Origin of the sequence: Massilia sp. TSP1-1-2 (genome assembly GCF_049896185.1) — a bacterium.
GTDB lineage: Bacteria > Pseudomonadota > Gammaproteobacteria > Burkholderiales > Burkholderiaceae_D > Telluria_A.
Genome location: NZ_JAFCTU010000023.1, coordinates 53,689 through 74,255, shown reverse-complemented (window position 1 = coordinate 74,255; position 20,567 = coordinate 53,689). Strand labels below are relative to the sequence as shown.

At 62.2% G+C, this 20,567-nt stretch carries 19 protein-coding genes; 11 read left to right on the top strand and 8 right to left on the bottom strand.

Annotated elements, in window-relative coordinates; genetic code table 11:
- The first annotated feature begins 1 nt into the window (after position 1).
- From ACP7BV_RS18915 to ACP7BV_RS18900, 4 genes are read left to right on the top strand one after another with little or no spacing between them, the layout of a single operon-like run.
- On the top strand, positions 2-1,327 hold the full coding sequence (locus ACP7BV_RS18915; RefSeq protein WP_426106002.1) for a hypothetical protein: 1,326 nt from the start codon (positions 2-4) through the stop codon (positions 1,325-1,327).
- Positions 1,315-2,790 (top strand): glycogen synthase, encoded by a 1,476-nt coding sequence (locus tag ACP7BV_RS18910; protein ID WP_426106000.1) that lies wholly within the window; start codon positions 1,315-1,317, stop codon positions 2,788-2,790. The genes ACP7BV_RS18915 and ACP7BV_RS18910 overlap by 13 nt, the downstream gene beginning before the upstream one ends.
- 8 nt (positions 2,791-2,798) lie before the next feature.
- Positions 2,799-5,216, top strand: a complete 2,418-nt coding sequence (locus ACP7BV_RS18905; RefSeq protein ID WP_426105998.1) for a TIM-barrel domain-containing protein — start codon at positions 2,799-2,801, stop codon at positions 5,214-5,216.
- Positions 5,209-5,976: a phytanoyl-CoA dioxygenase family protein gene (locus ACP7BV_RS18900; protein ID WP_426105996.1), complete on the top strand. Its 768-nt coding sequence runs from the start codon at positions 5,209-5,211 to the stop codon at positions 5,974-5,976. The genes ACP7BV_RS18905 and ACP7BV_RS18900 overlap by 8 nt, the downstream gene beginning before the upstream one ends.
- Here the strand turns inward: ACP7BV_RS18900 and ACP7BV_RS18895 are convergent.
- On the bottom strand, positions 5,973-6,443 hold the full coding sequence (locus tag ACP7BV_RS18895; RefSeq protein ID WP_426105995.1) for a heme-degrading domain-containing protein: 471 nt from the start codon (positions 6,441-6,443) through the stop codon (positions 5,973-5,975). The genes ACP7BV_RS18900 and ACP7BV_RS18895 overlap by 4 nt on opposite strands.
- 34 nt (positions 6,444-6,477) lie before the next feature.
- Here ACP7BV_RS18895 and ACP7BV_RS18890 point away from each other — a divergent pair, with 34 nt between their 5' ends.
- Positions 6,478-7,656, top strand: coding sequence for an acyltransferase family protein (locus ACP7BV_RS18890; protein ID WP_426105993.1), 1,179 nt, complete (start codon positions 6,478-6,480; stop codon positions 7,654-7,656).
- Positions 7,653-9,302: an alpha-amylase family glycosyl hydrolase gene (locus ACP7BV_RS18885; protein ID WP_426105991.1), complete on the top strand. Its 1,650-nt coding sequence runs from the start codon at positions 7,653-7,655 to the stop codon at positions 9,300-9,302. Before ACP7BV_RS18890 ends, ACP7BV_RS18885 begins: the two co-directional genes overlap by 4 nt.
- 477 nt (positions 9,303-9,779) lie before the next feature.
- Here ACP7BV_RS18885 and ACP7BV_RS18880 read toward each other — a convergent pair whose 3' ends face one another.
- The gene (locus tag ACP7BV_RS18880) at positions 9,780-12,185 is read right to left on the bottom strand and encodes an ABC transporter permease (RefSeq protein WP_426105989.1); all 2,406 of its coding nucleotides are present in this window, start codon (positions 12,183-12,185) and stop codon (positions 9,780-9,782) included.
- Complete coding sequence (locus ACP7BV_RS18875) at positions 12,178-12,882, bottom strand: ABC transporter ATP-binding protein (RefSeq protein ID WP_426105987.1); 705 nt, start codon at positions 12,880-12,882, stop codon at positions 12,178-12,180. Before ACP7BV_RS18875 ends, ACP7BV_RS18880 begins: the two co-directional genes overlap by 8 nt.
- Before the next feature lie 179 nt (positions 12,883-13,061).
- Between ACP7BV_RS18875 and ACP7BV_RS18870 the strand changes: the two genes are divergently transcribed.
- The 5 genes from ACP7BV_RS18870 to ACP7BV_RS18850 all read left to right on the top strand — a co-directional run bounded on the left by ACP7BV_RS18870 (position 13,062) and on the right by ACP7BV_RS18850 (position 17,870).
- Positions 13,062-13,802 (top strand): response regulator, encoded by a 741-nt coding sequence (locus tag ACP7BV_RS18870; RefSeq protein WP_426105985.1) that lies wholly within the window; start codon positions 13,062-13,064, stop codon positions 13,800-13,802.
- Positions 13,799-15,253 (top strand): sensor histidine kinase, encoded by a 1,455-nt coding sequence (locus tag ACP7BV_RS18865; RefSeq protein WP_426105983.1) that lies wholly within the window; start codon positions 13,799-13,801, stop codon positions 15,251-15,253. The genes ACP7BV_RS18870 and ACP7BV_RS18865 overlap by 4 nt, the downstream gene beginning before the upstream one ends.
- 492 nt (positions 15,254-15,745) lie before the next feature.
- Positions 15,746-15,922 (top strand): hypothetical protein, encoded by a 177-nt coding sequence (locus ACP7BV_RS18860; protein WP_426105981.1) that lies wholly within the window; start codon positions 15,746-15,748, stop codon positions 15,920-15,922.
- A 465-nt stretch (positions 15,923-16,387) separates the two neighbouring features.
- Entirely contained in the window at positions 16,388-17,272 is an 885-nt protein-coding gene (locus tag ACP7BV_RS18855; protein WP_426105979.1) for a pre-peptidase C-terminal domain-containing protein, read from the top strand.
- Positions 17,273-17,354: 82 nt separating this feature from the next.
- On the top strand, positions 17,355-17,870 hold the full coding sequence (locus ACP7BV_RS18850) for an arsinothricin resistance N-acetyltransferase ArsN1 family B (RefSeq protein ID WP_426105977.1): 516 nt from the start codon (positions 17,355-17,357) through the stop codon (positions 17,868-17,870).
- Here the strand turns inward: ACP7BV_RS18850 and ACP7BV_RS18845 are convergent.
- From ACP7BV_RS18845 to ACP7BV_RS18825, 5 genes are all read right to left on the bottom strand, one after another.
- Positions 17,854-18,078 carry a DUF6139 family protein gene (locus ACP7BV_RS18845; protein WP_426105976.1) on the bottom strand — a complete coding sequence of 75 codons (225 nt, stop codon included), beginning with the start codon at positions 18,076-18,078 and terminating at the stop codon, positions 17,854-17,856. The two genes, ACP7BV_RS18850 and ACP7BV_RS18845, sit on opposite strands and share 17 nt — an antisense overlap.
- A 120-nt stretch (positions 18,079-18,198) precedes the next feature.
- Positions 18,199-18,399, bottom strand: coding sequence for a hypothetical protein (locus tag ACP7BV_RS18840; protein WP_426106030.1), 201 nt, complete (start codon positions 18,397-18,399; stop codon positions 18,199-18,201).
- Between the two features lie 153 nt (positions 18,400-18,552).
- Positions 18,553-18,801, bottom strand: a complete 249-nt coding sequence (locus ACP7BV_RS18835) for a hypothetical protein (protein ID WP_426105975.1) — start codon at positions 18,799-18,801, stop codon at positions 18,553-18,555.
- A 68-nt stretch (positions 18,802-18,869) separates the two neighbouring features.
- Positions 18,870-19,793 carry a methyltransferase domain-containing protein gene (locus ACP7BV_RS18830; protein ID WP_426105974.1) on the bottom strand — a complete coding sequence of 308 codons (924 nt, stop codon included), beginning with the start codon at positions 19,791-19,793 and terminating at the stop codon, positions 18,870-18,872.
- A 117-nt stretch (positions 19,794-19,910) separates the two neighbouring features.
- Positions 19,911-20,564, bottom strand: a complete 654-nt coding sequence (locus ACP7BV_RS18825) for an ankyrin repeat domain-containing protein (protein WP_426105972.1) — start codon at positions 20,562-20,564, stop codon at positions 19,911-19,913.
- Positions 20,565-20,567 lie beyond the last annotated feature (3 nt).

Genomic DNA, 20,567 nt, shown 5'->3' with positions numbered 1-20,567 from the left:
CATGGCGCTGCAATCGACGCCCCCACGCCAGAGCATGCTGGTACTGGGCGGCAGCAGCCTGTACATGCTGCTGCTGTTCAAGGCCATGTCCGCAGCCGGGCTATGGGACGCTCTGCAGCGCGTGACACTGTTCGGCCGCTCGGCCGAGCGCCTGGCGTTCCTGGCGCGCGCCGGCGCCGAGGTGGCGGGCGCCTGCCAGGTCGATTTTGCGACCGACTACGCCAGCTGCGTGGAACAGGACTACGACATTGTGTTCAACCAGATCCGCTTCGGCGGCCTGGAAAAGCGCGACCTGGACGAGCGCACCGCGATCGCGTGCGGCTTTGCGGCCGACGAAACGCTAGGCATCGTCGGCGTGAGCAACGCGCTGCGCACGATCAGCGGCATGGCGCCGTTTTTGGCCCCGCTGATCGGCCGCGCCCACCAGCCGCGCTGGATCAATTTCACCAACCCGTGCTCGATCGTCACCCAGCACCTGGTCAACACGCTGGGGCCGCGTTCGGCGATCGGTATTTGCGACTATCCGGCAGTGTTTCGCAACAAGATCGCGGACCATTTCAAGCTCGGCGCCGAGCGCGTCGAGATCGGCTACTTCGGCCTGAACCATTTCGCCTTCGTCTACGAGGTACGGGTCGATGGCCGGCAGCGGCTCGAGCAACTGCTGGCCGGGGGCTTCGCGCTGGCGATCGGCGCCCAGCGCTGGCTGGACTACCTGGTGGTGCCGTCCTGGAACATGGTGTTCGATCCGGCGCGGCTGCACGCGCGCCAGAGCGCCGAGCGTAACCGCGCCGGCACGCTGCTGGATATCGAACGCGACTGCGAGCGCCTGCTGGCCGCCGGCGCCGGCGCCGAGCGCCTGCTCGCGCTGCTGGCGCAGCGCGACTGCGCCTGGTACGAACTGGCGGTGGTGCCGCTGCTGGCGCTGTGCCTGGGCCGCCGGCCTGGCGAGGCGATCGTCAACCTGGCCACCGGCGATGTATTCGACCTTGGTCTGGAACACTGCGTGGTGGAAGCCAATGCCATGGTCGACGCCGCCGGCGCGCGCGCGCTGGCGTTGCCGCAGGCGCTGCGCCGCAGCGTGCTGTTCGACTACTGCCGCGCCATGAAGCGCGCTGAAACGACGCTGCTGGCCGGTATCTGCAGCGGCGACGGCCGCGCCGTGCTGCGCGCCTGTCTGGCCAACCCGATGATCGCATCGGCGCCCCGGAGCGCGCTGTACTTCGAACGCCTGGCCGCGCTCGACCCTGCGATCGCCTTATTTTTCGCCGGCCTGCCACTTGGCGCCGGCGCCTCGACTTCACCGGAGAGCATCCCATGCAGCCTTTGAAACTGTTATTCGTTACCTCGGAACTGGCGCCGTTCAGTTCAACCGGCGGGCTGGCCTATGTCGCCCAATCGTTTCCCAAGCACTTGCGCGAGCGCGGCGTCGACGCCCGCATCGTCGCCCCCAAGTTCGGCCGCCTGCTGGGCAGCATGGCCGATCGCCTGCACAAGGTGGGCGAATGGGACATCACCGTGGCAGGCGTGACGCGCCGCTGCGAGATTGAACTGCTCGAACATGGCGGCAACCTGATCTATTTTGTGGGCAACGACCATTACTTCGACCGCGAGAACCTGTACAACTACCCGGACGAAGCCGAGCGCTTCCTGTTCTTTAACGAAGCGATCGTGCAGATGGCCGCGCGCGGCGTGTTCGCGCCGCATATCTTCCATGCCAACGACTGGTTGTCCTGCCTGTTGCCGTTCCTGCTGCGCACCCGCTTCCACGACCACCAGGAACTATCGCGCAGCAAGGTCATGCTGAGCATTCGCAACCTGCGTTACCAGGGCGTCTTCCCCAAGCAGGTGTGCGAGCTGCTGGGCGTGGACTGGGCCGAGCTGGAAGCTGCGGACCTGGCCTTTTACGACTACGTCAACCTGCTCAAGATCGGCATTCATTACGCCGACATGATCGTCACCTCCAGCCCCAGTTATGCGCTCGAGATCCAGAGCCCCGGCTACGATCCGTTAACGGACGCCTTGCTGCGCCGGCGCGACGCCATCCACGGCGTGGGCGAGGGGCTCGACGTGCAGGTCGACGATCCGCGCACCGACCCGCGCTTGCTGCACAACTACGGCGAGGGCGACGTGGCCGAGGGCAAGGCCGCCAACAAGCGCGCCTTGCAGGCGCAACTGGGACTGCCGGTGCGGCCCGATGTGCCGTTGATGGGCTGGATCAACCGGCTGACGACGCAAAAGGGCGTCGATCTGTTGCGCCTGGCGGTCGGCAATGGTTTGCTCGACGAAGATATCCAGATCGTCGCCTGCGCCGACGGCGAACCCATTTTCGAGCATTTTTTCGCTGAGCTGGCGGCCTCCCGGCCCGACAAATTCGTCTACCTGCACTACGACGAGCGCACCGCTTACCGGCTGTATGCTGCGGCCGACATGTACCTGATGCCATCGAGCTATGAGCCGGGCGGCATCTCGCAACTGATCAGCATGCGTTACGGCACCGTGCCGATCGTGCGCGCCACCGGCGGCCTGCGCGACACGGTGGTGCCGTTCGATAGCGCCACCGGCATTGGCACGGGCTTTAGTTTCGACTTCAAGAGCACCTGGCTAATGATGCACACCATCCGGCGCGCGCTGCAGGCCCACCACGACAGCGCCGTGTGGCCGCGCATCGTCGCCAACTGCATGCAGCACGACTGCAGCTGGAACGGGCCGATCGACGCTTACCTTGCCCTGTTTGACACCTTGCGCCGCGCCCCCGCACCGACGCGCGCCATCGACCAGATTCCCGTTTAAGGAGCGCCATGACCATTCTTGCCACTCCCTTGCTGGCCGGCGTCGCGCTAGCGCTGGTGGCGCCGGCGCCGGCCCACGCCGGACCTGCCCAGCGTACGCTCAAAGCGGTCAGCGAGCGCGCCGGCAGCCTTGAGCTGACCACCAGCGACGGCAAATACGTGCTCACCGCGTATTCCGATCGCGTGGTCCAGACCACCTTCATCGCCACCGACGACCAGCCGGCGCCGCCATCGCACGCGGTGGTGGCCGCGCCGCAAGCGGTGCGCACCACGCTGCGCCAGAACGCCAAGCGGATCGAATACGCCACTGCCGGCATTGTGGTGACGATATCGCGCGCGCCATTCCAGATCGCCTATTCCTACCAGGGCCGCCCGCTGGTGGTTGAACGCGGCGGCTACCAGAAGGGCGCCGACGGCGAGAGCGTCGACTTCACGCTCGACGCCGACGAGGCGCTGTTTGGCGGCGGCGCGCGCGCGCTCGGCATGAACCGGCGCGGCCACCGGCTCCAGCTGTACAACAAGGCCCACTACGCCTATGAAAGCCGCAGCGAGCTGCTGAACTACACGATGCCGCTGGTGCTCTCCTCGAAGCGCTACATGATCCATTTCGACAACGCGACGGCCGGCTGGCTCGATCTCGACCAGCAGCACCGCAACGTACTGCGCTACGAGTCGGGCGGCGGGCGCAAGACGTACCAGGTGATCGCCGGCGCACGCTGGGAAGAGCTGTTCGACAGCTACACGGCGCTGACGGGGCGCCAGCCGTTGCCGCCGCGCTGGGCGCTGGGTAACTTCGCCAGCCGCTTCGGCTACCACAGCGAGGACGAGGCGCGCGCCACGGTGGCGCGCTTCGCCGCCGAAGACATTCCGCTCGACGCCATCGTGTTCGACTTGTACTGGTTCGGCAAGGAGATCCAGGGCAGCATGGGCAACCTGGCCTTCGACCGCGAGGCCTTTCCCCACCCGGAAGGCATGATCGGCGACTTCGCCAAGGCCGGCGTGAAGACCGTCCTGATCACCGAACCGTTCGTGCTGACCACGTCGCAGCGCTGGCAGGACGCGGTCACGCACAAGGCGCTGGCCACCAACGCAAGCGGCGCGCCGTACACCTACGATTTCTATTTCGGCAACACCGGCCTGGTCGATATCTTCAGCGATGCCGGGCGCAGCTGGCTATGGGATACCTACCGCCGGCTGCACCAGATGGGCGTGCGCGGCTGGTGGGGCGACCTGGGCGAACCGGAAGTCCACCCGGCCGACTTGCTGCATGCCACTGGCACGGCGAACCAGGTGCACAATATCTATGGCCACGCCTGGGCCGGGCTGATCGCGGAAGGCTACCGCAAGGAGTTTCCGAAAGAGCGGCCCTTCATTTTAATGCGGGCTGGCTATTCCGGCTCCCAGCGCTTCGGCTTGATACCGTGGTCGGGCGACGTCAACCGCAGCTGGGGCGGCCTGCAGCCGCAGCCCGAAATCGCGCTGCAAATGGGGATGCAGGGACTGGCCTACATGCACTCGGACCTGGGCGGCTTTGTCGGCCCCACGCTGGACGACGAATTGTATGCCCGCTGGCTGCAATACGGCGTGTTCCAGCCCGTGTTCCGCCCCCACGCGCAGGAAGAGGTGCCGTCCGAACCGGTCTACCGCGCGCCGCGCGCGCTGGCGTTGGCGCGCGAAGCGATCAAGCTGCGCTACGCGCTGCTGCCTTACAACTACACGCTGGCGTTCGAAAACAGCCGCACCGGCATGCCCTTGATGCGCCCGTTGATGATGGAAGAGCCGGACAACGTGCGTCTGCGTACGCTGTCGGCCACGTATCTGTGGGGCCGCGAGCTGCTGGTCACGCCCATCCTCGCGGCGGGCGTGCGGCAACAGCAGGTGGTGTTCCCGGCCACGGCCAGCTGGTTCGACTTTTACACCGGCCAGCGCCACGCGGGCGGCGGCAGCGAACTGGTGCCCGTGGTCGACGAGCATATCCCGGTGTTTGTGCGGGCCGGCGCTTTCCTGCCGATGGCCCCGCCTATGGCCAGCACCGACGCCTATACCGGCAGCGAGCTGACGCTGCGCTATTACCACGACCGCGCCGTCAAGGCGTCAGCCGGACAGCTGTACGACGACGACGGCCATACCGCACAGGCCTGGGAGCAGGGGCAGTTCGAGCTGCTGAAGTTCGCCAGCGAAAGCGCGGACGGCACACTGTCGATCCGCGTCGCCAGCGCGCCGGGCGCCGCCTACCGCGGGCCGGCGCGCGCCATCACGCTCGAAGTACACAACGTCGAGGCGGCGCCGGACGCAGTGCTGCTCGACGGCGGCCCAGTGGCCACCGCCTGGGACCCGGCGCGCAAGGTGCTCAGCTGCACGCTGACGCTGGCCGCCGGCGCCACCCGCACCGTGCGCATCATTAACAAGGAAAGCAAGCATGACTAAACAACCAAGCAACTACGGCATCACCGAGCAGCACATCGAACAGTTCCGCAACGACGGCTATTTCCTCCTCCAGTCGGCACTGTCGCCCGAACAATTGGCGCTGCTGCGCGCCGAAGCGCAGTTTTCCATCGACCGCATGGACGCGCAGATGGACGCGCTGCAGACCGACATGATCGGCATCAGCCACCGCAACCGGCGCTACTTCGCCGCCAACGTGTTCCGCCAGCGCCCGGCGCTGGAAAGTTTCCTGTTCGGCGACCTGATGGCCGAGCTGTGCCGCGCCACGCTGGGCCAGCAGGCGCACTTGTTCTGGGAGCAGTACGTGATCAAGTGCGCCGAGGGCGACATGCGTTTCTCGTGGCACCAGGACAGCGGCTATATCGGCCACAAGGTCAAGCCCTTCATGACGTGCTGGATCGCGCTGGACGACGTGGACGAAGAGAACGGCACGGTGTACTTGCTGCCGCAATCGGTGAGCGGCATTCGCACCTGGGTCAAGCATGAACGCGAGCCGGCCACCAATGACATGGTCGGCTACTTCGGACGCGAGCCGGGCGTACCGGTGGTGGGGCCGGCGGGCACCATCGCCTGCTTCGCCAGCACCACCTTCCACCGCAGCGGGCCCAATCTCAGCGGCAAAATGCGGCGCGTCTACCTGGCCCAGTATTCGGAAGAGGTGATCTGCAAGAACGATGGCACGCCGTGGGAAAACGATATCGCTTTCCTCGACGGCGGACGCATCGTGGCGCAGGGCCGCTAGTGACCGGCCAGCTGGCGCAGCACGTCGACCACGAGCGCGTGGTCCTGTTCCTGCGACAAGCCCGAGACGGTGATGGTGCCGATGCAGATGCCGCCCTTGAGCAGCATGGGAAAAGCGCCTCCGGCAGCCGCATACACGCGCGCGTCCAGGCCGGTGTGCGCTTCAAAGGTGGTGCCGCGCGCCCGGTAGCACGCACCCATGTACAGCGAACTGTGGCAGTAGCGCTCGACCACCCGGTTCTTGCGCGCGATCCATTCGACATGGTCGGGCGTGGTGCCGGCCATGGCATGAAAAAACAGCTGGGCGCCGTTGCGGCTGATGTCGACGGCGATCGGCTTGCCGGCGCGCTTGGCCGCCTCGATCAGACGCAGTCCCGCGTCGAGCGCCAGCGCGTTGCCAAAGCTGACGAACTGCAAGGCTTGTTCCTGTTGCAGAAGCTCGGCCGCGAGCAGTTGCAGGTCTTCCATTTGAACTCCCGGAAACAATTTGTATGAATACTACATGCGCAATTCCCCGATGACCGATTATCTGAGCAAAAAAATCAAGATCCTGTCCTTCCTCGCCATCGTGATGGTGGTGCTGGTCCACGCATACAACCAGCCGGAACGGGTGCTGCATTCATGGAAGCTGGTCAAGACGGGCGAGAACTGGAACGCCTGGGCGCAGCTGTTCATTTCGAACGGGGTGGCGCGCTACGGCATTCCCTTTTTCTTCCTGGTGTCCGGCTGGCTCAATTACCGCAAGGCGCGCGGCGCGTTTGCCGATCTGGCGCTGACGCGCCTGCGCACGCTGGCCTTGCCGTATTTTCTGTGGAGCGCCATCAGCCTGTTCGTATTCTGGCTGGCGCAGCAAAATGACTTCATGTGGGCGCTGATGCAGGCCAACCCGATTGGTCCGTTTGCCACCACCCGCTTGGCCGACTACAGCGCCAGCCAATGGTGGACGCGTTCGGTGGTGTACCCGGTGGCGTTCCAGCTGTGGTTCCTGCGCGACCTGTTCGTGTGCAGCTTGCTGGCGCCCTTGCTCATTGCTGCCTTTGCGCTGCCGCGCGCGCTGGTCGCGCTCATGTTTGCCGGGTTCGCGGTGTTGTTTTTCAACGGCGCCGATTTCTATCTGGTTGAAGGGGAAGGGCTGCTGTTCTTTTCCGCCGGCCTGCTGCTGGCCCACTGCGGGGCCGACGTGCAGCAGGCGCCGCGCTGGTTCCGACTGCGCTGGTGGGCCGTGCTGTGGCTCGCCGTGATCGCGCTGAAAACCGGGCTCGCGTTCGCGCACTGGGACGTTTCCCGGCCACTGGCCATCATCGCGCTGTACCGCCTCAGCCAGGTGATGGGCATTGCCGTGGTCTGGTTCGGTTACGACCGCGTCATGCGCGGCGCGGCGCCGGCGCCGGCCGCGCTGCGCATGGCATCGCACGCCTTCATCGTCTATGTTCTGCACGTGCCGTTGCTGAACCTGGCGACCCAGGCGGCGCTGACCCTGTTTGGCAACACCGATGCAATGCGCTTTGCCGTCTACGCCGGTAGCGCGGCCGGCAGCATCGGCGTGTGTGTGCTGGCCGGACGCGCAATGACGCGCTGGGCACCAACGCTATCGGCACTGCTCACGGGAGGGCGCGCCACGCCACCACCATCCACTCCAACACCGGCCACACCACAACAACTGACAAGCGAGACCGTATGACAAGCAAGCATTTTTTGAACGCAGCCGTCGCCTGCGGCCTAGCCCTGGCCAGCGCGCTGCCCGCAGCGGCGCAGGCGCCATTTTCGTGGAACAACGCCACCATCTACCTGGCGTTTACCGACCGCTTTAACAACGCCGACCCGAGCAACGACTTCCCGTACGGGCGCAAGGCGAAAGGTGCGCCGCTGCGTTCCTTTGCCGGCGGCGACCTGGCCGGCATCAGCGCCAAGATCAAGGATGGCTATTTCAGCCGCCTGGGCGTGGACGCCATCTGGATCACGCCGCCGGTCGAGCAGATACACGGCGCGCTCGACGACGGCAGGGGCGACATGTACGGCTTCCATGGCTATTGGGCCAAGGACTTTACCAGCGTGGACGCCAATGTCGGCACGGCGGCCGAGCTGCACACGCTGGTCGATACGGCGCACGCGCACGGCATCCGCGTGCTGCTCGACGTCGTCATGAACCAGACCGGCCCTGTGACCGCCGTCGACCCGGTGTGGCCGGCCGAGTGGGTCAGGACCGATCCCGTGTGCAGCTACAAGGACTACCGCAGCACGGTCGAGTGCATGCTGGTGCCCAATCTGCCGGATTTTCGCACCGACAGCAACACGGCGGTCGCGTTGCCGCCCGCGCTGGTGCAGAAATGGAAGGCCGAAGGGCGCTACGAGCGCGAAACGGCCGAGCTCGACGCTTTCTTCGCGCGCACCGGCTATGCGCGCGCGCCGCGCTACTACCTGATCAAATGGCATGCCGATTGGGTGCGCAAGTACGGCTTTGACGGCTTTCGCGCCGATACGGTCAAGCACGTCGATCCCATCGCCTGGAAGGAACTCAAGCGCGAAGCGAGTACGGCCTATGAAGAGTGGAAAGGCGCCCATCCGCGCCAGAAACTGGGCGACGACAAGTTCTACATGATGGCCGAGGTGTACAACTATGCGATCGGTCATGGGCAGTTGTTCGATATCGGCGGCGGCATGCGCATCAACTATTTCGACTACGGCTTCGACGCGCTGATCAATTTCAGCATGAAAAGCGACGCCCGGGCCGACGAGGAGACGCTGTTTTCCAGCTATTCGGCGCTGTTGCAGGGGCCGCTCAAGGGGAGGGGCGTGGTCAATTATATGAGTTCGCATGACGACGACAGCCCGTTCGACCCGACCCGCAAGCGTCCTTTCGAAACTGCCACCAAGCTGCTGCTGGCGCCGGGCGCGGCGCAAATCTATTACGGGGACGAGACCGCCCGCTCGCTGGTGGTGGCAAGCGCGCCGGGTGATGCCACCTTGCGCTCGTTCATGAACTGGGACGCGCTGGCCAACGATCCGGAAACGAAACGCATCCACCAGCATTGGCAACGCCTTGGCCAGTTCCGCCGCGCGCATATAGCTGTTGGCGCCGGCGTGCACCAGATGTTGCAGGCGTCTCCTTACGTTTTCAAGCGGACCTTTGAGTCCGCGGAGGTGAGCGACCGCGTGGTGGTAGCGCTCGGGCTTAGCGGCGACAAGCCGATTGCGATCCCGGTGGGCGGTGTGTTTCGCGACGGGCAGGTGGTGAAGGACTGGTATTCCGGCCAGCGCGCCACGGTGGCGGGCGGTAAGGTGGTGTTTGCAGCAGCTAGCGCCATTTTGCTGATCGCGCAAGAGTAGGGGCGCTACCTGAAAAGAGGAGGGCGGGGTTGCGCAAAAAAGGAGGCTGAGGCTTCCTTTTTTGTCGGGCAGGACCATCGCGCTATCAAGCGGTTGAGCAGGCCATTGCTTAGTTCTAAGTCATCATCGCGCCGCCAGGATTGCCCCCGAGTCCACAAGCTTGGAGATTGAGTCGACCGCGTTTTGTGTACCGTCCGGGCGCTAGTGCGGATTGAAGCGAACAGATTCCTTCATTTCATTGTTCAAGCCGCGGCACTGACGGTCCATTGTTAACAGCTCCCCCCTCATTACATTGCCGAAAAGCACAATATTCTCGCTCACGCCGCAGATTCCGCCAGTTCCTCGGTGCCAGACTACCCGCCATGCAAGCGCGCGACAATCTCTGTGACATCGACAAATTGCGCGGCGCTATAGATGGCCAGCAAGCCCAGTACAACAATAAACAGGGTACACAGTGATTTTTTCATGACATTTCCTTTAAAGATGCGACAGTGATTGCTGAATAGTGAAACGCGATGCCTTCCAAGCGGGCACTGCAGACGCTATAACCGCGCCGGCCAGGACCAGCCCAATCCAGATCAACACGGCTTTGGCAGAGAGCGCCAGCGGAAAGGCGACGCCAAATAGCATTTCGCCCAAAAAGGTGCCGATCGCCGCCGATATGGGCAAAGCCAGCAAGATGGCCAACGGCAGGCTAAGCAGTGCAATAAACACGCCCTCGCAAACAATATTGCGCAGCACCACACCGGAGCGCGCGCCAATGCAGCGCATGATGCCAAATTCGCGGCTGCGCTCGCTCACGCTGCTGCTCATGGCCGAGCCGAGGCCGACGCTGCCAACCAGTGCCATCAGGACAGAAATGAACAATAGCCCCGCGATCAGCAAGTCGAAATGTCCATCACTGTCCTTGCGCAGCATGACTTCCGTGATGCTGATGCGGGTACCGATACGATTTTGCGCCAGCGCCTTTTCGACAGCAGCAGTCACCACCGCGATACTGCGCTCGTCATGGGAACGCATCACTACCCGGTACGTGCTGGCGCGTCCTGCCTGCCCGGCCAGGTCGGCATAGCTCGCTGGCGTAACGTAGGCCGTGGCCGCCGCCATGGCTTGGCGCGCGATGCCCACCAGGCGCAAGCGCGCTACTTTGCCGTGGCTGGCCAAGCTGATGTCGTCGCCGACCTTCACATGCGGGAAGAAATCCAATGCCGCGCTGTTGAGCACCACTGTGCCGGGCTGGTCTGCCCTAAGCCAATGGCCTTCGCGCATGCTCAGCTTGAGCATCGTGCTCGATAGCGGCGGCGCCGCCATGCTCAAACTGCCGTGGACACCGTCAGGATAGACACGTTCAATTTCCAGACCGTCAGCGCGCGCCTTGCTGGTGGCGCTGCTGTTCCACGGCTCGACCTGCGCCACGCCGGGCACCGCACCGATGATGGCGCACACCGCGTCGATCGCTTCAAAGCGATTGAGCGCGATTTCCATATCATAGTGGCGCTCCAGTGCCGCCTCTACCAGGTGTTGTTGCGAGGCCTTGCGCACGTTCAGGCTGCTGACAAACATGGCGCCCGCCATGGCCAGCAAGGCGAGGATGAACAGCAGGCGGCTCCGACGCCGAAAGCTGTTTCGCAGCGCCATCAACAAGTTGCGGTCCAGCCAAGGAAGCAAGTTCAGCCAGCGAGCGCGGACGGGGTAATCCTGGCGCGCGCTGCCAAAATCGGTGATGGCGGCAAGCACCGTCATTTGGCTTGCCTGCCAAATAGGCACGGTTGCCAGCAGCAGCGGCACCAGCACACCGGTGGCGGCCAGCAACAGGTAACTAGACCAGGGCAGCGCGTCGCTGAACATCGTGAAGTTCAAGATTTGCCTGAGCACCACGGCAGAAAACGCGCGCCCGGCGGCCAGACCGGCCCACGTGCCAAGCGCTGTCGCCAACAGCCCTATCATGAGCACCATCGACAGATACAGCACAGCAATTTGGGTAGTGCGCGCGCCGATGGTTTTCATGACGCCGATCTGGCGCGTCTGCTGCGCCAGCATGCTGCCTAGCATCGTGGCCGTCAGCATCGCGCTCAGGACACACGCGATGCCGCTAAAAATGAGTAGCATGAACGTGATCGACGACATCACTTTCTGGTGCGGGTGCTGGCCTGGCGGCGGAATGCGGATCTGCTCGACGCTGCGGCCCTGGCTTTGCAGCCATAGCGCGAGCGGGGCGACGCTCGCTTCGATGGCCTCGATGTCGAAGGGGCGGTCGCGCACTTTCAGCTTAAGCTGGCGCAAATCGCCATCCAGACCCATGCCGGCCACGGTGGCCGCAGTCGCGTAGGCATACACGGTTGAACCGCGGCTGGCCGGTGGCAACGCCGGGTCGTGCAAGGTGCCTGAAATGGCCAGCGCATACTGCACGCCGTCTGCGGTTCTGACCTTAAGCGGCGCACCGATGCGCGCTCCCATCATGGGCAGCACGTCGCGTTCGAGCAGCAGCGTGGCCGGTGGCGGCGGCCAGGCGCCGGCCTCCCGGTACACGGTGTTGATGCGCAGCGCGCTAAAGTCATCGACGACAAATATGGTGAGTGGGAGCCAGGCGGCGCCGACCTGCACGGCCGCGCCCACGATCGAACTGGCCTGGGCGTCAGCAATGCCAGGAAAGCGCCGCACCGCCGCCATCAGCGGGGCGTCGATGCGGTCCAGCTGCATCGTGGCCGAGGGGGGATTGGTGTCCAGGTAGTTGCGGGTGGTTTCGCGGCTCAGGATGGTGTAGCTGCTGAGCATGGTAGCCATGCCGCACACGCCAGCGGCAATGGCCAGCACCATCAGCGCAATGCGGCCCGGCGTGGCTTGGGCGTCGCGCAGCAATTTGATCCAGCGCGGGCTAAGCATGCTGCACCCGGCTAGACGTCGTCGCTTCAATGGCGCCATCGCACAACGTAATGATGCGAGTAAAGTAGGGGCTGAAGTCGCGCTCGTGGGTGACCATCAGCACCGTTTTGCCTTCCGCCACCAGCGAGGCGAACAGTTGCATGATGCCGACGGTCGTGTCTGTGTCCAGGTTTCCGGTCGGTTCGTCGGCTACCAGGATCGACGGATCATTGGCCAAGGCGCGCGCAATGGCGGCGCGTTGCTGCTGGCCGCCAGAAAGGGCACTGGGCAGTTTGTCGGCCTGATCCACGATGCCCAACCTGGCCAGCAAGCGCAATGCGCGCGCGCGGCGCTCGGCGCTCGGCCAGGTTTTGCAAAAGTCCATGGGCAACATCACGTTTTCAGCCACGGTCAGAGTGGGAAGCAACTGGAAGAATTGAAACACCACGCCCATGTGCTTGCCACGCCAGCTTGCAAGTTCCGACGCGTTCATACGGTGCACCGGGCAATTGTCGATCCATACCTCGCCCGCGCTGACGGCATCGATGCCGGCCACCAGGTTGAGCAACGTTGACTTGCCGCTGCCGGATTTGCCGACCACGGCCACGAATTCGCCGCGTTGCACTTCGAGGTTGATGCGCTTGAGCGCGCTGAACGAACCGGCACTGGTGTCGTAGCGTTTCTCCAGCTCTTTCAGGGTGATCAGGGGTTTTTTCATAATGCTTTCATAGGGCAGGGCAACGGTGGGATGGCATGAGCACCATTGGAACCGGGACAGGTATCCTGAATGTGTCAAGCGCACCGCTTTTTGACGCGCTTGTGTATCCATCAGCGCGGGAAACAATCGAGAAACAAATAATCCGGATTGACCGATAGGAAATACGCTATAAAGCGACTATGGAAAAAATGGATCACATACTGATCGTCGACGACGATGAGGAAATTCGCGATTTGCTGGGTCAGTATCTGGAAAGGCACGGCTTTCGGGTCAGCACGGCGGCCAGTGGCCGCCAGATGCGCGCCGTGCTGGCCGCGACTGCGGTCGACATGATCGTGCTCGACCTGATGCTGCCCGGCGAAGATGGCCTGGCACTGTGCCGCAGCCTGCACGCCGACGCTGCAGCACCGGTCCCGATCCTGATGCTGACGGCAAAAAATGAAGAGGCAGACCGCATCCTCGGCCTTGAGATGGGGGCCGACGACTACCTGACCAAACCGTTCGCATCGCGTGAACTGCTGGCACGCATCCGCGCCGTGCTGCGCCGCGCGCGCATGGTGCCGGCCACTGTCTTGCTGCGCGACAGCGCACAAGTGCTGCGTTTTAACGCATGGCGGCTCGACACCCACGCGCGCCACCTGCTCGACGAGCAAGGCATCATGGTGGCCCTGAGCGGCGCCGAATACCGGCTGCTGCGGGTCTTTCTTGAGCATCCTGGGCGCGTACTCACGCGCGACCAGCTGCTGGGCCTGACGCAAGGCCGGGAAGCGGACGTGTTCGACCGCTCAATCGATATCCTGGTGAGCAGGCTACGCAAGCGCCTGCGCGACGATCCGCGCGAGCCGCGCCTGATCAAAACCATGCGCAGTGGGGGATACATCTTTGCGGCGGACGTGGGGTGCGAGGTGTGCGCGCCATGACCGCTTTGATGCCACGCACGCTGTTTTTGCGCCTGGCGCTGGCCTGGTGCCTGACATTGCTGGCCACGCACCTGATTACCGCAGGCGCCGGTCACTTCCAGATGGTCGGCGATCATACTACGGAGCGCAGCTACTACCTGGCCAAAGACCTCTCGCTGCTGGTTCCCGCGCTTGAGTCGTCAGACTGGCAGGCGCGTAGCGCATGGTTGAACCGGATGCAGCGCAAGGCGTACAGCTTTCATCTGGCGCCGGCGGGAACGCGTGCGCCGCGCGCAGACAAGGTGACGTCTGAGCGGGCGCGCGCCTTCACCGGGGTGATTGCGCAAGAATTGAACGGCCGCTACGCGGTAGGCGCCAGCGCTTCCCCCGATTCGGACCAGGCGCTGCACCTGCACCTGACGCTTACCGACGGCGCCCTGCTCACGGTCGCGCTGCACGCAACCGAACAGCAGGTGCATTGGTGGGGCGGCGTGATCTTCCTGCTGCAGGCGCTGGCGGTGGCGGTGCTGACTTGGATTGCCGTGCGCCAGGCCACCGCGACGCTGCAGCGGCTGGCCGAAGCTGCCGAAGAACTAGGCACGTCAATGCAATGTGAGCCAATTGCCGAGGATGGTCCGCTGGAGGTAGCCAGGGCTGCGGCCGCGTTTAACGCCATGGGGCGCCGCATCAAGGAGCACCTGGCCGAGCGGGTGCGCATTTTGGCCGCCATTTCGCATGATCTGCAAACGCCGATCACCCGCATGCGCCTGCGCGCCGACCTGATGGCCAACCCGGCGCTGCGCGCCAAGATGGAATCTGACCTCAATGCCATGCAGGTGCTGGTCGAAGAAGGCATCGCCTACGCGCGCAGCGCCGACCGGATTACCGAAGCGCCGTGCCTGGTCGATATTGGCGCCTTGCTCGACACCCTGGTGTGTGACTACGTCGATGCCGGCCACAGCGTACAACTGGGCGGCGATCTGGCGCAGGTGGCCACCACCCGCCCGCACACGCTGCGGCGCATTGTGATGAATTTGACTGACAATGCACTGAAGTTCGCCGGACCTGTGGAGATTGACGTTGGTATTGCCAAAGAAGGCTTGTTGGCCGTGCACGTGCGCGACTGCGGCCCGGGCATCGCACCCGAATTAATCGAGCAGGTGTTCCAGCCGTTCTACCGGATCGAGAGTTCACGCAACAGAGGTACCGGTGGCACCGGGTTAGGTTTAGCCATCGCGCAGCAACTGAGTCTGGCGCTGGACGGGACGCTGACCCTGGTCAATCGCGATAGTGGCGGGCTCGAGGCAACGCTGACGTTTCCCACATGGACAAGGAACCGCACTGCCAAGGCAATGCTCAACTTCACATCATGCCGCTCGGCTGCTTGCGTGCTCGCCGGCATCGAACTCATGCACATGAGAGGTCGGCCACACCTGCGAAGGGTAGGTCGACAGGCCGAGTCACCAACTTAATTCCATCTACCGAGGTTGCCGAAAATTGGCCGTCTTTATAGGTCCATGTAGGATTCATGGGAAGACTCCAAAGTCTGAATCGCCGGGGGATCCCGGTAACGCGACAGTGTTGCCACGACCAACGCGCGTCAACAAATATCTGCTATCGCAAACCTCGACCTGCGAGGTTCCATTGAAGCGGCGAGAACGGCGCCACGATAATGGGGCGGATTTACGCGAATATCATATGAACCAAAAATTGTGTCGTTAGAAGGGGGATCCTTGTGTCGGCTTACTGTCGCCATTCACCGGACGTTCACACCAACGACATCGATGCCATGACTCTCTCTGATTTGACATAATATAAATTATGCGAAGTTAGTGTGCCCTGGACTGCTGGTGTAAATACTTGCCCGCGACTGTCGCATGACCGGTCCGCGATCAACTGTTGCGTTGTCAGTTTTTTCATGTCAGCATGCGTGATCATCTAACAGACAAGTACCTGGAGATTCCATGAATGCATATTTACCGGCTTTGGTCTGGCTGCTGTCGAACGTGATCTGCCTCGGCATTGCGAAACACCGCAACGTTAAAGAAACGGCTCTCCGAACAATGACAGCGGCTCTGCTGGGCCCGATGGCCATACCGTGGGTACTGCTCGCAGCTCCTGAGAACTTGAAACCAGCATAATTCCATGACCGGCTGCCCAGACCAGCCGACCGGGATGGTTGTAGCAACCTTTTCAATACCGGCGTAACAGCCGCGTCATGCACGTCGTTCTGCCGATCCGCGGTTTTTGCTCGGTGTCAGCGGCGGCAACTGCCGCCCATACATATCCCTGCGCGTCTTCTCGTAGCCAGACGCCTGTACGTTCGCTTGCGCGCGTCGCGTTCATCACTCCCACTCGAATTGCCTGATCCGACAAGGGTGCAAGTGAGCCACCGGAACTGACCCGCGCAGTCTGGTAGACATCGCAGCGGCACCCAAATTCCGCACGTCAAAATGTTAATAAATTGAAAAAAGACCTTTGTCATGACCATTAATTAAACTTTTGTTTGTGCGTGATGTAAAAATGTCACACATCAACACAAATGTTTCGACAGCGGGATTTGTATCTACTAACCTCAGGCTGCAACGTTAATGGAAGATTAAGAAATGGCTGACCAGGCATACCGCTGGCGGCTCGACCATCTCAACCAAAAGGATATCTGCATGAAATTTCAATCACGACTGCTCTGTTCGATCGCACTGGTACTGGCGGCACTGGCACCTTCATTCGCCTCGGCAGACGCCAAGTTCATTTACCTGACGCGCCACGCCGAAAAGTCAGCCACCGGCACCGACCCCGTCCTGACCGCAGAAGGCGTCACCCGTGCCAACAATATCGCTGCATCGCTAAAAAAGTCCGGCATCACCAGCATCTACAGCACCAATTTTGCGCGTACCCGCCAAACAGCCCAGCCGCTGAGCACGCTAACCAGTGTCCCGGTTCAAATCTATGACGATAGCCAGATGGCAAACTTCGTTGCGCAGCTGAAGGCGCTGCCCGGCAACACCCTGGTCGTGGGTCACTCCAACACCGTGCCGGAATTGGTGCGCCTGTTGAGCGGCGACGTGGTTCCCGCCATCCCGGAAACCGAATTTGACCGCCTGTACCAGATCGCTATCGGCCAAGATGGCGATGTGACGACCACACTGATGAATTCGCTCCCCAGCGTGACCGCCACAACGTGCGCTCCCATGACCGTGAACCAGCCCAACCAATCAGCTGCTGCCGGCGCGTGGCTGTTTTACACCATCACCGTTCCTGAATGCGCCAACACGCTGACGGTCAAAACCAGCGGCGGCACAGGTGACGCCGATCTGTACGTCCGGTTTAACGCCAAGCCAACAAGCGCCGATGCGACCTGCCGTTCAACCAATACGGCCAACGCCGAAAGCTGCGTGGTAACAGACCCGGCCGCCGGTATTTGGCACATAGGCGTCCTCGCCTACAAGGCAATTGCAGGCGTGACAATGAGTGCCAGCGCCAACCCGTAAGCAGTGTGTAAGACCGGCCCATTGACGGGCCGGTTCCGGCGGCGGTAAGCTGGAAACTTATCTCATTGACAGGAGCTTCGAATTGCATTTGCGCGACGCCACCGCCGACGATGCCTGCGCCATCGCGGCTATCTACAATCACTTTGTCCGTACCACGACCATCAGTTTCGAAGAAGAACCCGTGTCCGAGGCCGACATGCAAATGCGCATTGCCGCCGTGCACAGCGCAGCGCTTCCATGGCTGGTCGCGACAATCGATGGCAAAGTTGCCGCCTACGCGTATGCCACGCCCTGGCGAGTGCGTCCCGCCTATCGGTTTTCAGTGGAAAGCAGTGTGTATGTCGCGCCGGAAGCTGCGCGGCACGGCTTGGGCCGGGCGCTGTACGGCGCGCTGTTCGAGCGGTTGCGCAATGCTGGCCGCCACCTGGTAATTGGCGGCATCGCCTTGCCGAATGACGCCAGCATCGGTCTGCATGAATCCATGAAGTTTGACAAAGTAGCCCACTTCAGCGAAGTCGGATTCAAATTCGGTCGCTGGGTGGACGTGGGCTATTGGCAACTGCGGCTGCAAGCGCCTTTGATCAATGCAATGCCGTGACGGCATATCCTTTTTCGGCAATCTGGTCCGACAGGTGCTCGATATCGTAATCGGTGATCCGGTCGGCCTGGTCTTCCACTTCCACCGCCCTCGCCTCCACTTCCCAGTCGGTATTGATGGCCTCATTAGGAATATTACGATCCTGAGGTACGGCCAGGTAGGAAAACTTGCCGTCGCTTTCGGCTCTGCGATAGATATCAAGACGCATGATGGATCCCGTTAAAGAAAGAATCCAACATACCGGTATTCCGGGAATACGTCTGTTAAATGACCCACTTAGCGGTTCGCTGCCGAACTGATGCCTAGAACGAAGAGGCGGCTGGCAATCTTACCGGCCGGGGCTGCTGCGCAGGATGCGCGCCGGCAGCATTACAATCGAGCGCAACAGTTCGAAGACCGCCCCCACGCCAATGCCGACCAGGCGAAACGGCAGCATCAGCAGCCAGACAAGCGGATAAAGGATCAGGGCCAGCAGTGCCAGCGGCCAGCACAGGATCAGCAATACAAGCCACAGCAGGAAACTTAACATCATTTGCTCCAGTCAGGAAAACGTTCAGGTGAAGTGACTGTAGCGCGGGCCTGCGACCGGTTCAATGGTGGTGCGACCAACTGCAACTGGGTGCGATGAAGCTGGAAAATGCTGCGACAAGCGGTCGCACCGGCGCCCAATTAAGCGCGCCTTTTACTGCCCGACACAAATGATCTTGGTCGCATACTCATGCGCGCCAACTTTCTTGCTCGACGCCCAGTCGATGACTTCCTGCGCTTCCGAAACCGTCATGATCGTGGCCTTTTCCTTGTTCTTGATAAAGGACACGCCTTCGAACTTGCCTTCCTTGCTGCGCATCACCTTGGCAAAAACAGGTGGCTTTTTGCCTTCGTCGCTGAGTTTGTTCTGTTGGACGAGATAGCGCTGATCAATAGTTTCCATGTGCAATATTTAAGAGTGGGAGTTGAAGCCCACATTTTAAGGCCTGGGCCGTCCGAACGGGCAGGAAATCAGGCGTACGCGGCCGTCACGGCGGCCGAGGCGTCCACCGTGGCGCGCTGCACTTCCACCTTGATGGCTGCTTCCAGGGCGGGAATCGAACCACCCGTGCGGTACTGGAAACTAACGTGGATGACATCACCCGCCTGCACCTGCACCGGCTTGGTCATGGGCAGGCTCATGTAATGATTCAACCAGTCAATCGTACTGTTTTCCTCTGGCACGACGGCCAGGATGTTTTTGGTAATGAAACGCATCGCATTGACGCAACCGCCCTTTTCGATCCGGAACGTGCCTTCCCAAGCGACCAGCGTATCGTTCGGCTGGCTGAAGTCGAGAATGCTGTACACCGCAGCCGGCGCCAGTTCGACCGTACCCGGCGCGTGCGAAGCCGTTTCCTGGAACTGGACAATCGGCGCGTAGAAACCTTCAAAATCATAATCTTGCTGCAATGGCTGCACAGCCATGATGACCGCTTCCGGCAAAAATACGGGCAACGGGCCGCCAAAGCGCGCCAGATAGCGGCGTTTGAACGATTCCAGCACTTCCACCTGTTTCTCGCGGACCATGGCAACGTGGATCATTTCGCAAATGACAACGTCGACCGGCTCAGGCGGCAGGTATTCAAAGGCGTCCGCATGCACGACCTCGACCTTGTGGCCGTTTGGATTCATCGCCAGCATCTTGCGCGCCGCCTGGACCATGTCGGGATTGAACTCGACGCAATACACCTTGGCCGCCTTGCCTGCCGCGAACCACGACAGCACGCCGGTGCCGCCGCCAAGTTCGAGCACCTTGGCACCCGGCTTGACCGCGTAGTTGATCGCGGACTTGAAACCGTGCATTCGGTTCTGGTCCATCAGCATATTGTGATGATAGTGGACAGGAATAAATTGTCCCAGATAGCAGCTTTCGATTTCGCGTTCGTTCAACATGGTTTTCCTTTAAGGCACTTGGGTCAGTTCGACCTACCTATTATGGGTAAAGGGCAGCTGCATCGAAGCGACGATGAAAATTGCTTTTACGCCTCAGTTCTTAGCTTGACGAAAAGTTCACCGCCCGCTCGACAACGCCGCGACATGCTTGTCGATGAGTGCTGCGATGCCGTCAAAGCCGGCGCGCAAGGCGATCTGGCTCGCGGTCAGTTTCTCGTTGTTGCGCAGGCGCGCGTCGGCGCCCTCGCGCAGCAGCAATTCGGCAACGTCCAAGTGCCCTTCCCTGGCCGCAATCATCAGTGGCGTGAGCTGGCTGGGCGATTCTGCATCGATATAGGCGTGGTGCTCGAGCAGGATCGCGGCAATGTCGCGGTCGCCGCTCGCGGCCGCGTAATGCAAGGCGGTCCAGCCTGGGCGCGTGACGACGGCGCCCCTCGCCAGCAAGGCCAGGACGGCAGTCTTGTTGTGCTTGAACGCAGCCATCATCAGGGCCGTGTTGCCGTTGGGGGCAAGCTGCTCCAGTTGGAGTCGTTTGTCGGCAATCAGTTCCGCAACGGCGCCTTCCGATCCTTCGCGCAAAGCGAGCATGAGCACGGCCTCGCCGCTGACGGGGTCGATCGTATTCGGACTCAGACCCTTGCCCAACAGTTTTTTGACCTCGGTAAAGTTGTCCATCTGCGCGGCAAGCACCAGGTCATGGACCGGGTCAGCCCAGGCCGGCGACGCCAGCAAGATGCTTACCAGCACCACAATGCGCGTTAGAATGAACATGAG

Bases quoted from the DNA above. Each gene is read 5' to 3' on its own strand.
- ACP7BV_RS18915 (WP_426106002.1), top strand. From the start codon at position 2: ATGGCGCTGCAATCGACGCCCCCACGCCAGAGCATGCTGGTACTGGGC.
- ACP7BV_RS18910 (WP_426106000.1), top strand. From the start codon at position 1,315: ATGCAGCCTTTGAAACTGTTATTCGTTACCTCGGAACTGGCGCCGTTC.
- ACP7BV_RS18905 (WP_426105998.1), top strand. From the start codon at position 2,799: ATGACCATTCTTGCCACTCCCTTGCTGGCCGGCGTCGCGCTAGCGCTG.
- ACP7BV_RS18900 (WP_426105996.1), top strand. From the start codon at position 5,209: ATGACTAAACAACCAAGCAACTACGGCATCACCGAGCAGCACATCGAA.
- ACP7BV_RS18895 (WP_426105995.1), bottom strand. From the start codon at position 6,443: ATGGAAGACCTGCAACTGCTCGCGGCCGAGCTTCTGCAACAGGAACAA.
- ACP7BV_RS18890 (WP_426105993.1), top strand. From the start codon at position 6,478: ATGCGCAATTCCCCGATGACCGATTATCTGAGCAAAAAAATCAAGATC.
- ACP7BV_RS18885 (WP_426105991.1), top strand. From the start codon at position 7,653: ATGACAAGCAAGCATTTTTTGAACGCAGCCGTCGCCTGCGGCCTAGCC.
- ACP7BV_RS18880 (WP_426105989.1), bottom strand. From the start codon at position 12,185: ATGCTTAGCCCGCGCTGGATCAAATTGCTGCGCGACGCCCAAGCCACG.
- ACP7BV_RS18875 (WP_426105987.1), bottom strand. From the start codon at position 12,882: ATGAAAAAACCCCTGATCACCCTGAAAGAGCTGGAGAAACGCTACGAC.
- ACP7BV_RS18870 (WP_426105985.1), top strand. From the start codon at position 13,062: ATGGAAAAAATGGATCACATACTGATCGTCGACGACGATGAGGAAATT.
- ACP7BV_RS18865 (WP_426105983.1), top strand. From the start codon at position 13,799: ATGACCGCTTTGATGCCACGCACGCTGTTTTTGCGCCTGGCGCTGGCC.
- ACP7BV_RS18860 (WP_426105981.1), top strand. From the start codon at position 15,746: ATGAATGCATATTTACCGGCTTTGGTCTGGCTGCTGTCGAACGTGATC.
- ACP7BV_RS18855 (WP_426105979.1), top strand. From the start codon at position 16,388: ATGGCTGACCAGGCATACCGCTGGCGGCTCGACCATCTCAACCAAAAG.
- ACP7BV_RS18845 (WP_426105976.1), bottom strand. From the start codon at position 18,078: ATGCGTCTTGATATCTATCGCAGAGCCGAAAGCGACGGCAAGTTTTCC.
- ACP7BV_RS18840 (WP_426106030.1), bottom strand. From the start codon at position 18,399: ATGTTAAGTTTCCTGCTGTGGCTTGTATTGCTGATCCTGTGCTGGCCG.
- ACP7BV_RS18835 (WP_426105975.1), bottom strand. From the start codon at position 18,801: ATGGAAACTATTGATCAGCGCTATCTCGTCCAACAGAACAAACTCAGC.
- ACP7BV_RS18830 (WP_426105974.1), bottom strand. From the start codon at position 19,793: ATGTTGAACGAACGCGAAATCGAAAGCTGCTATCTGGGACAATTTATT.
- ACP7BV_RS18825 (WP_426105972.1), bottom strand. From the start codon at position 20,564: ATGTTCATTCTAACGCGCATTGTGGTGCTGGTAAGCATCTTGCTGGCG.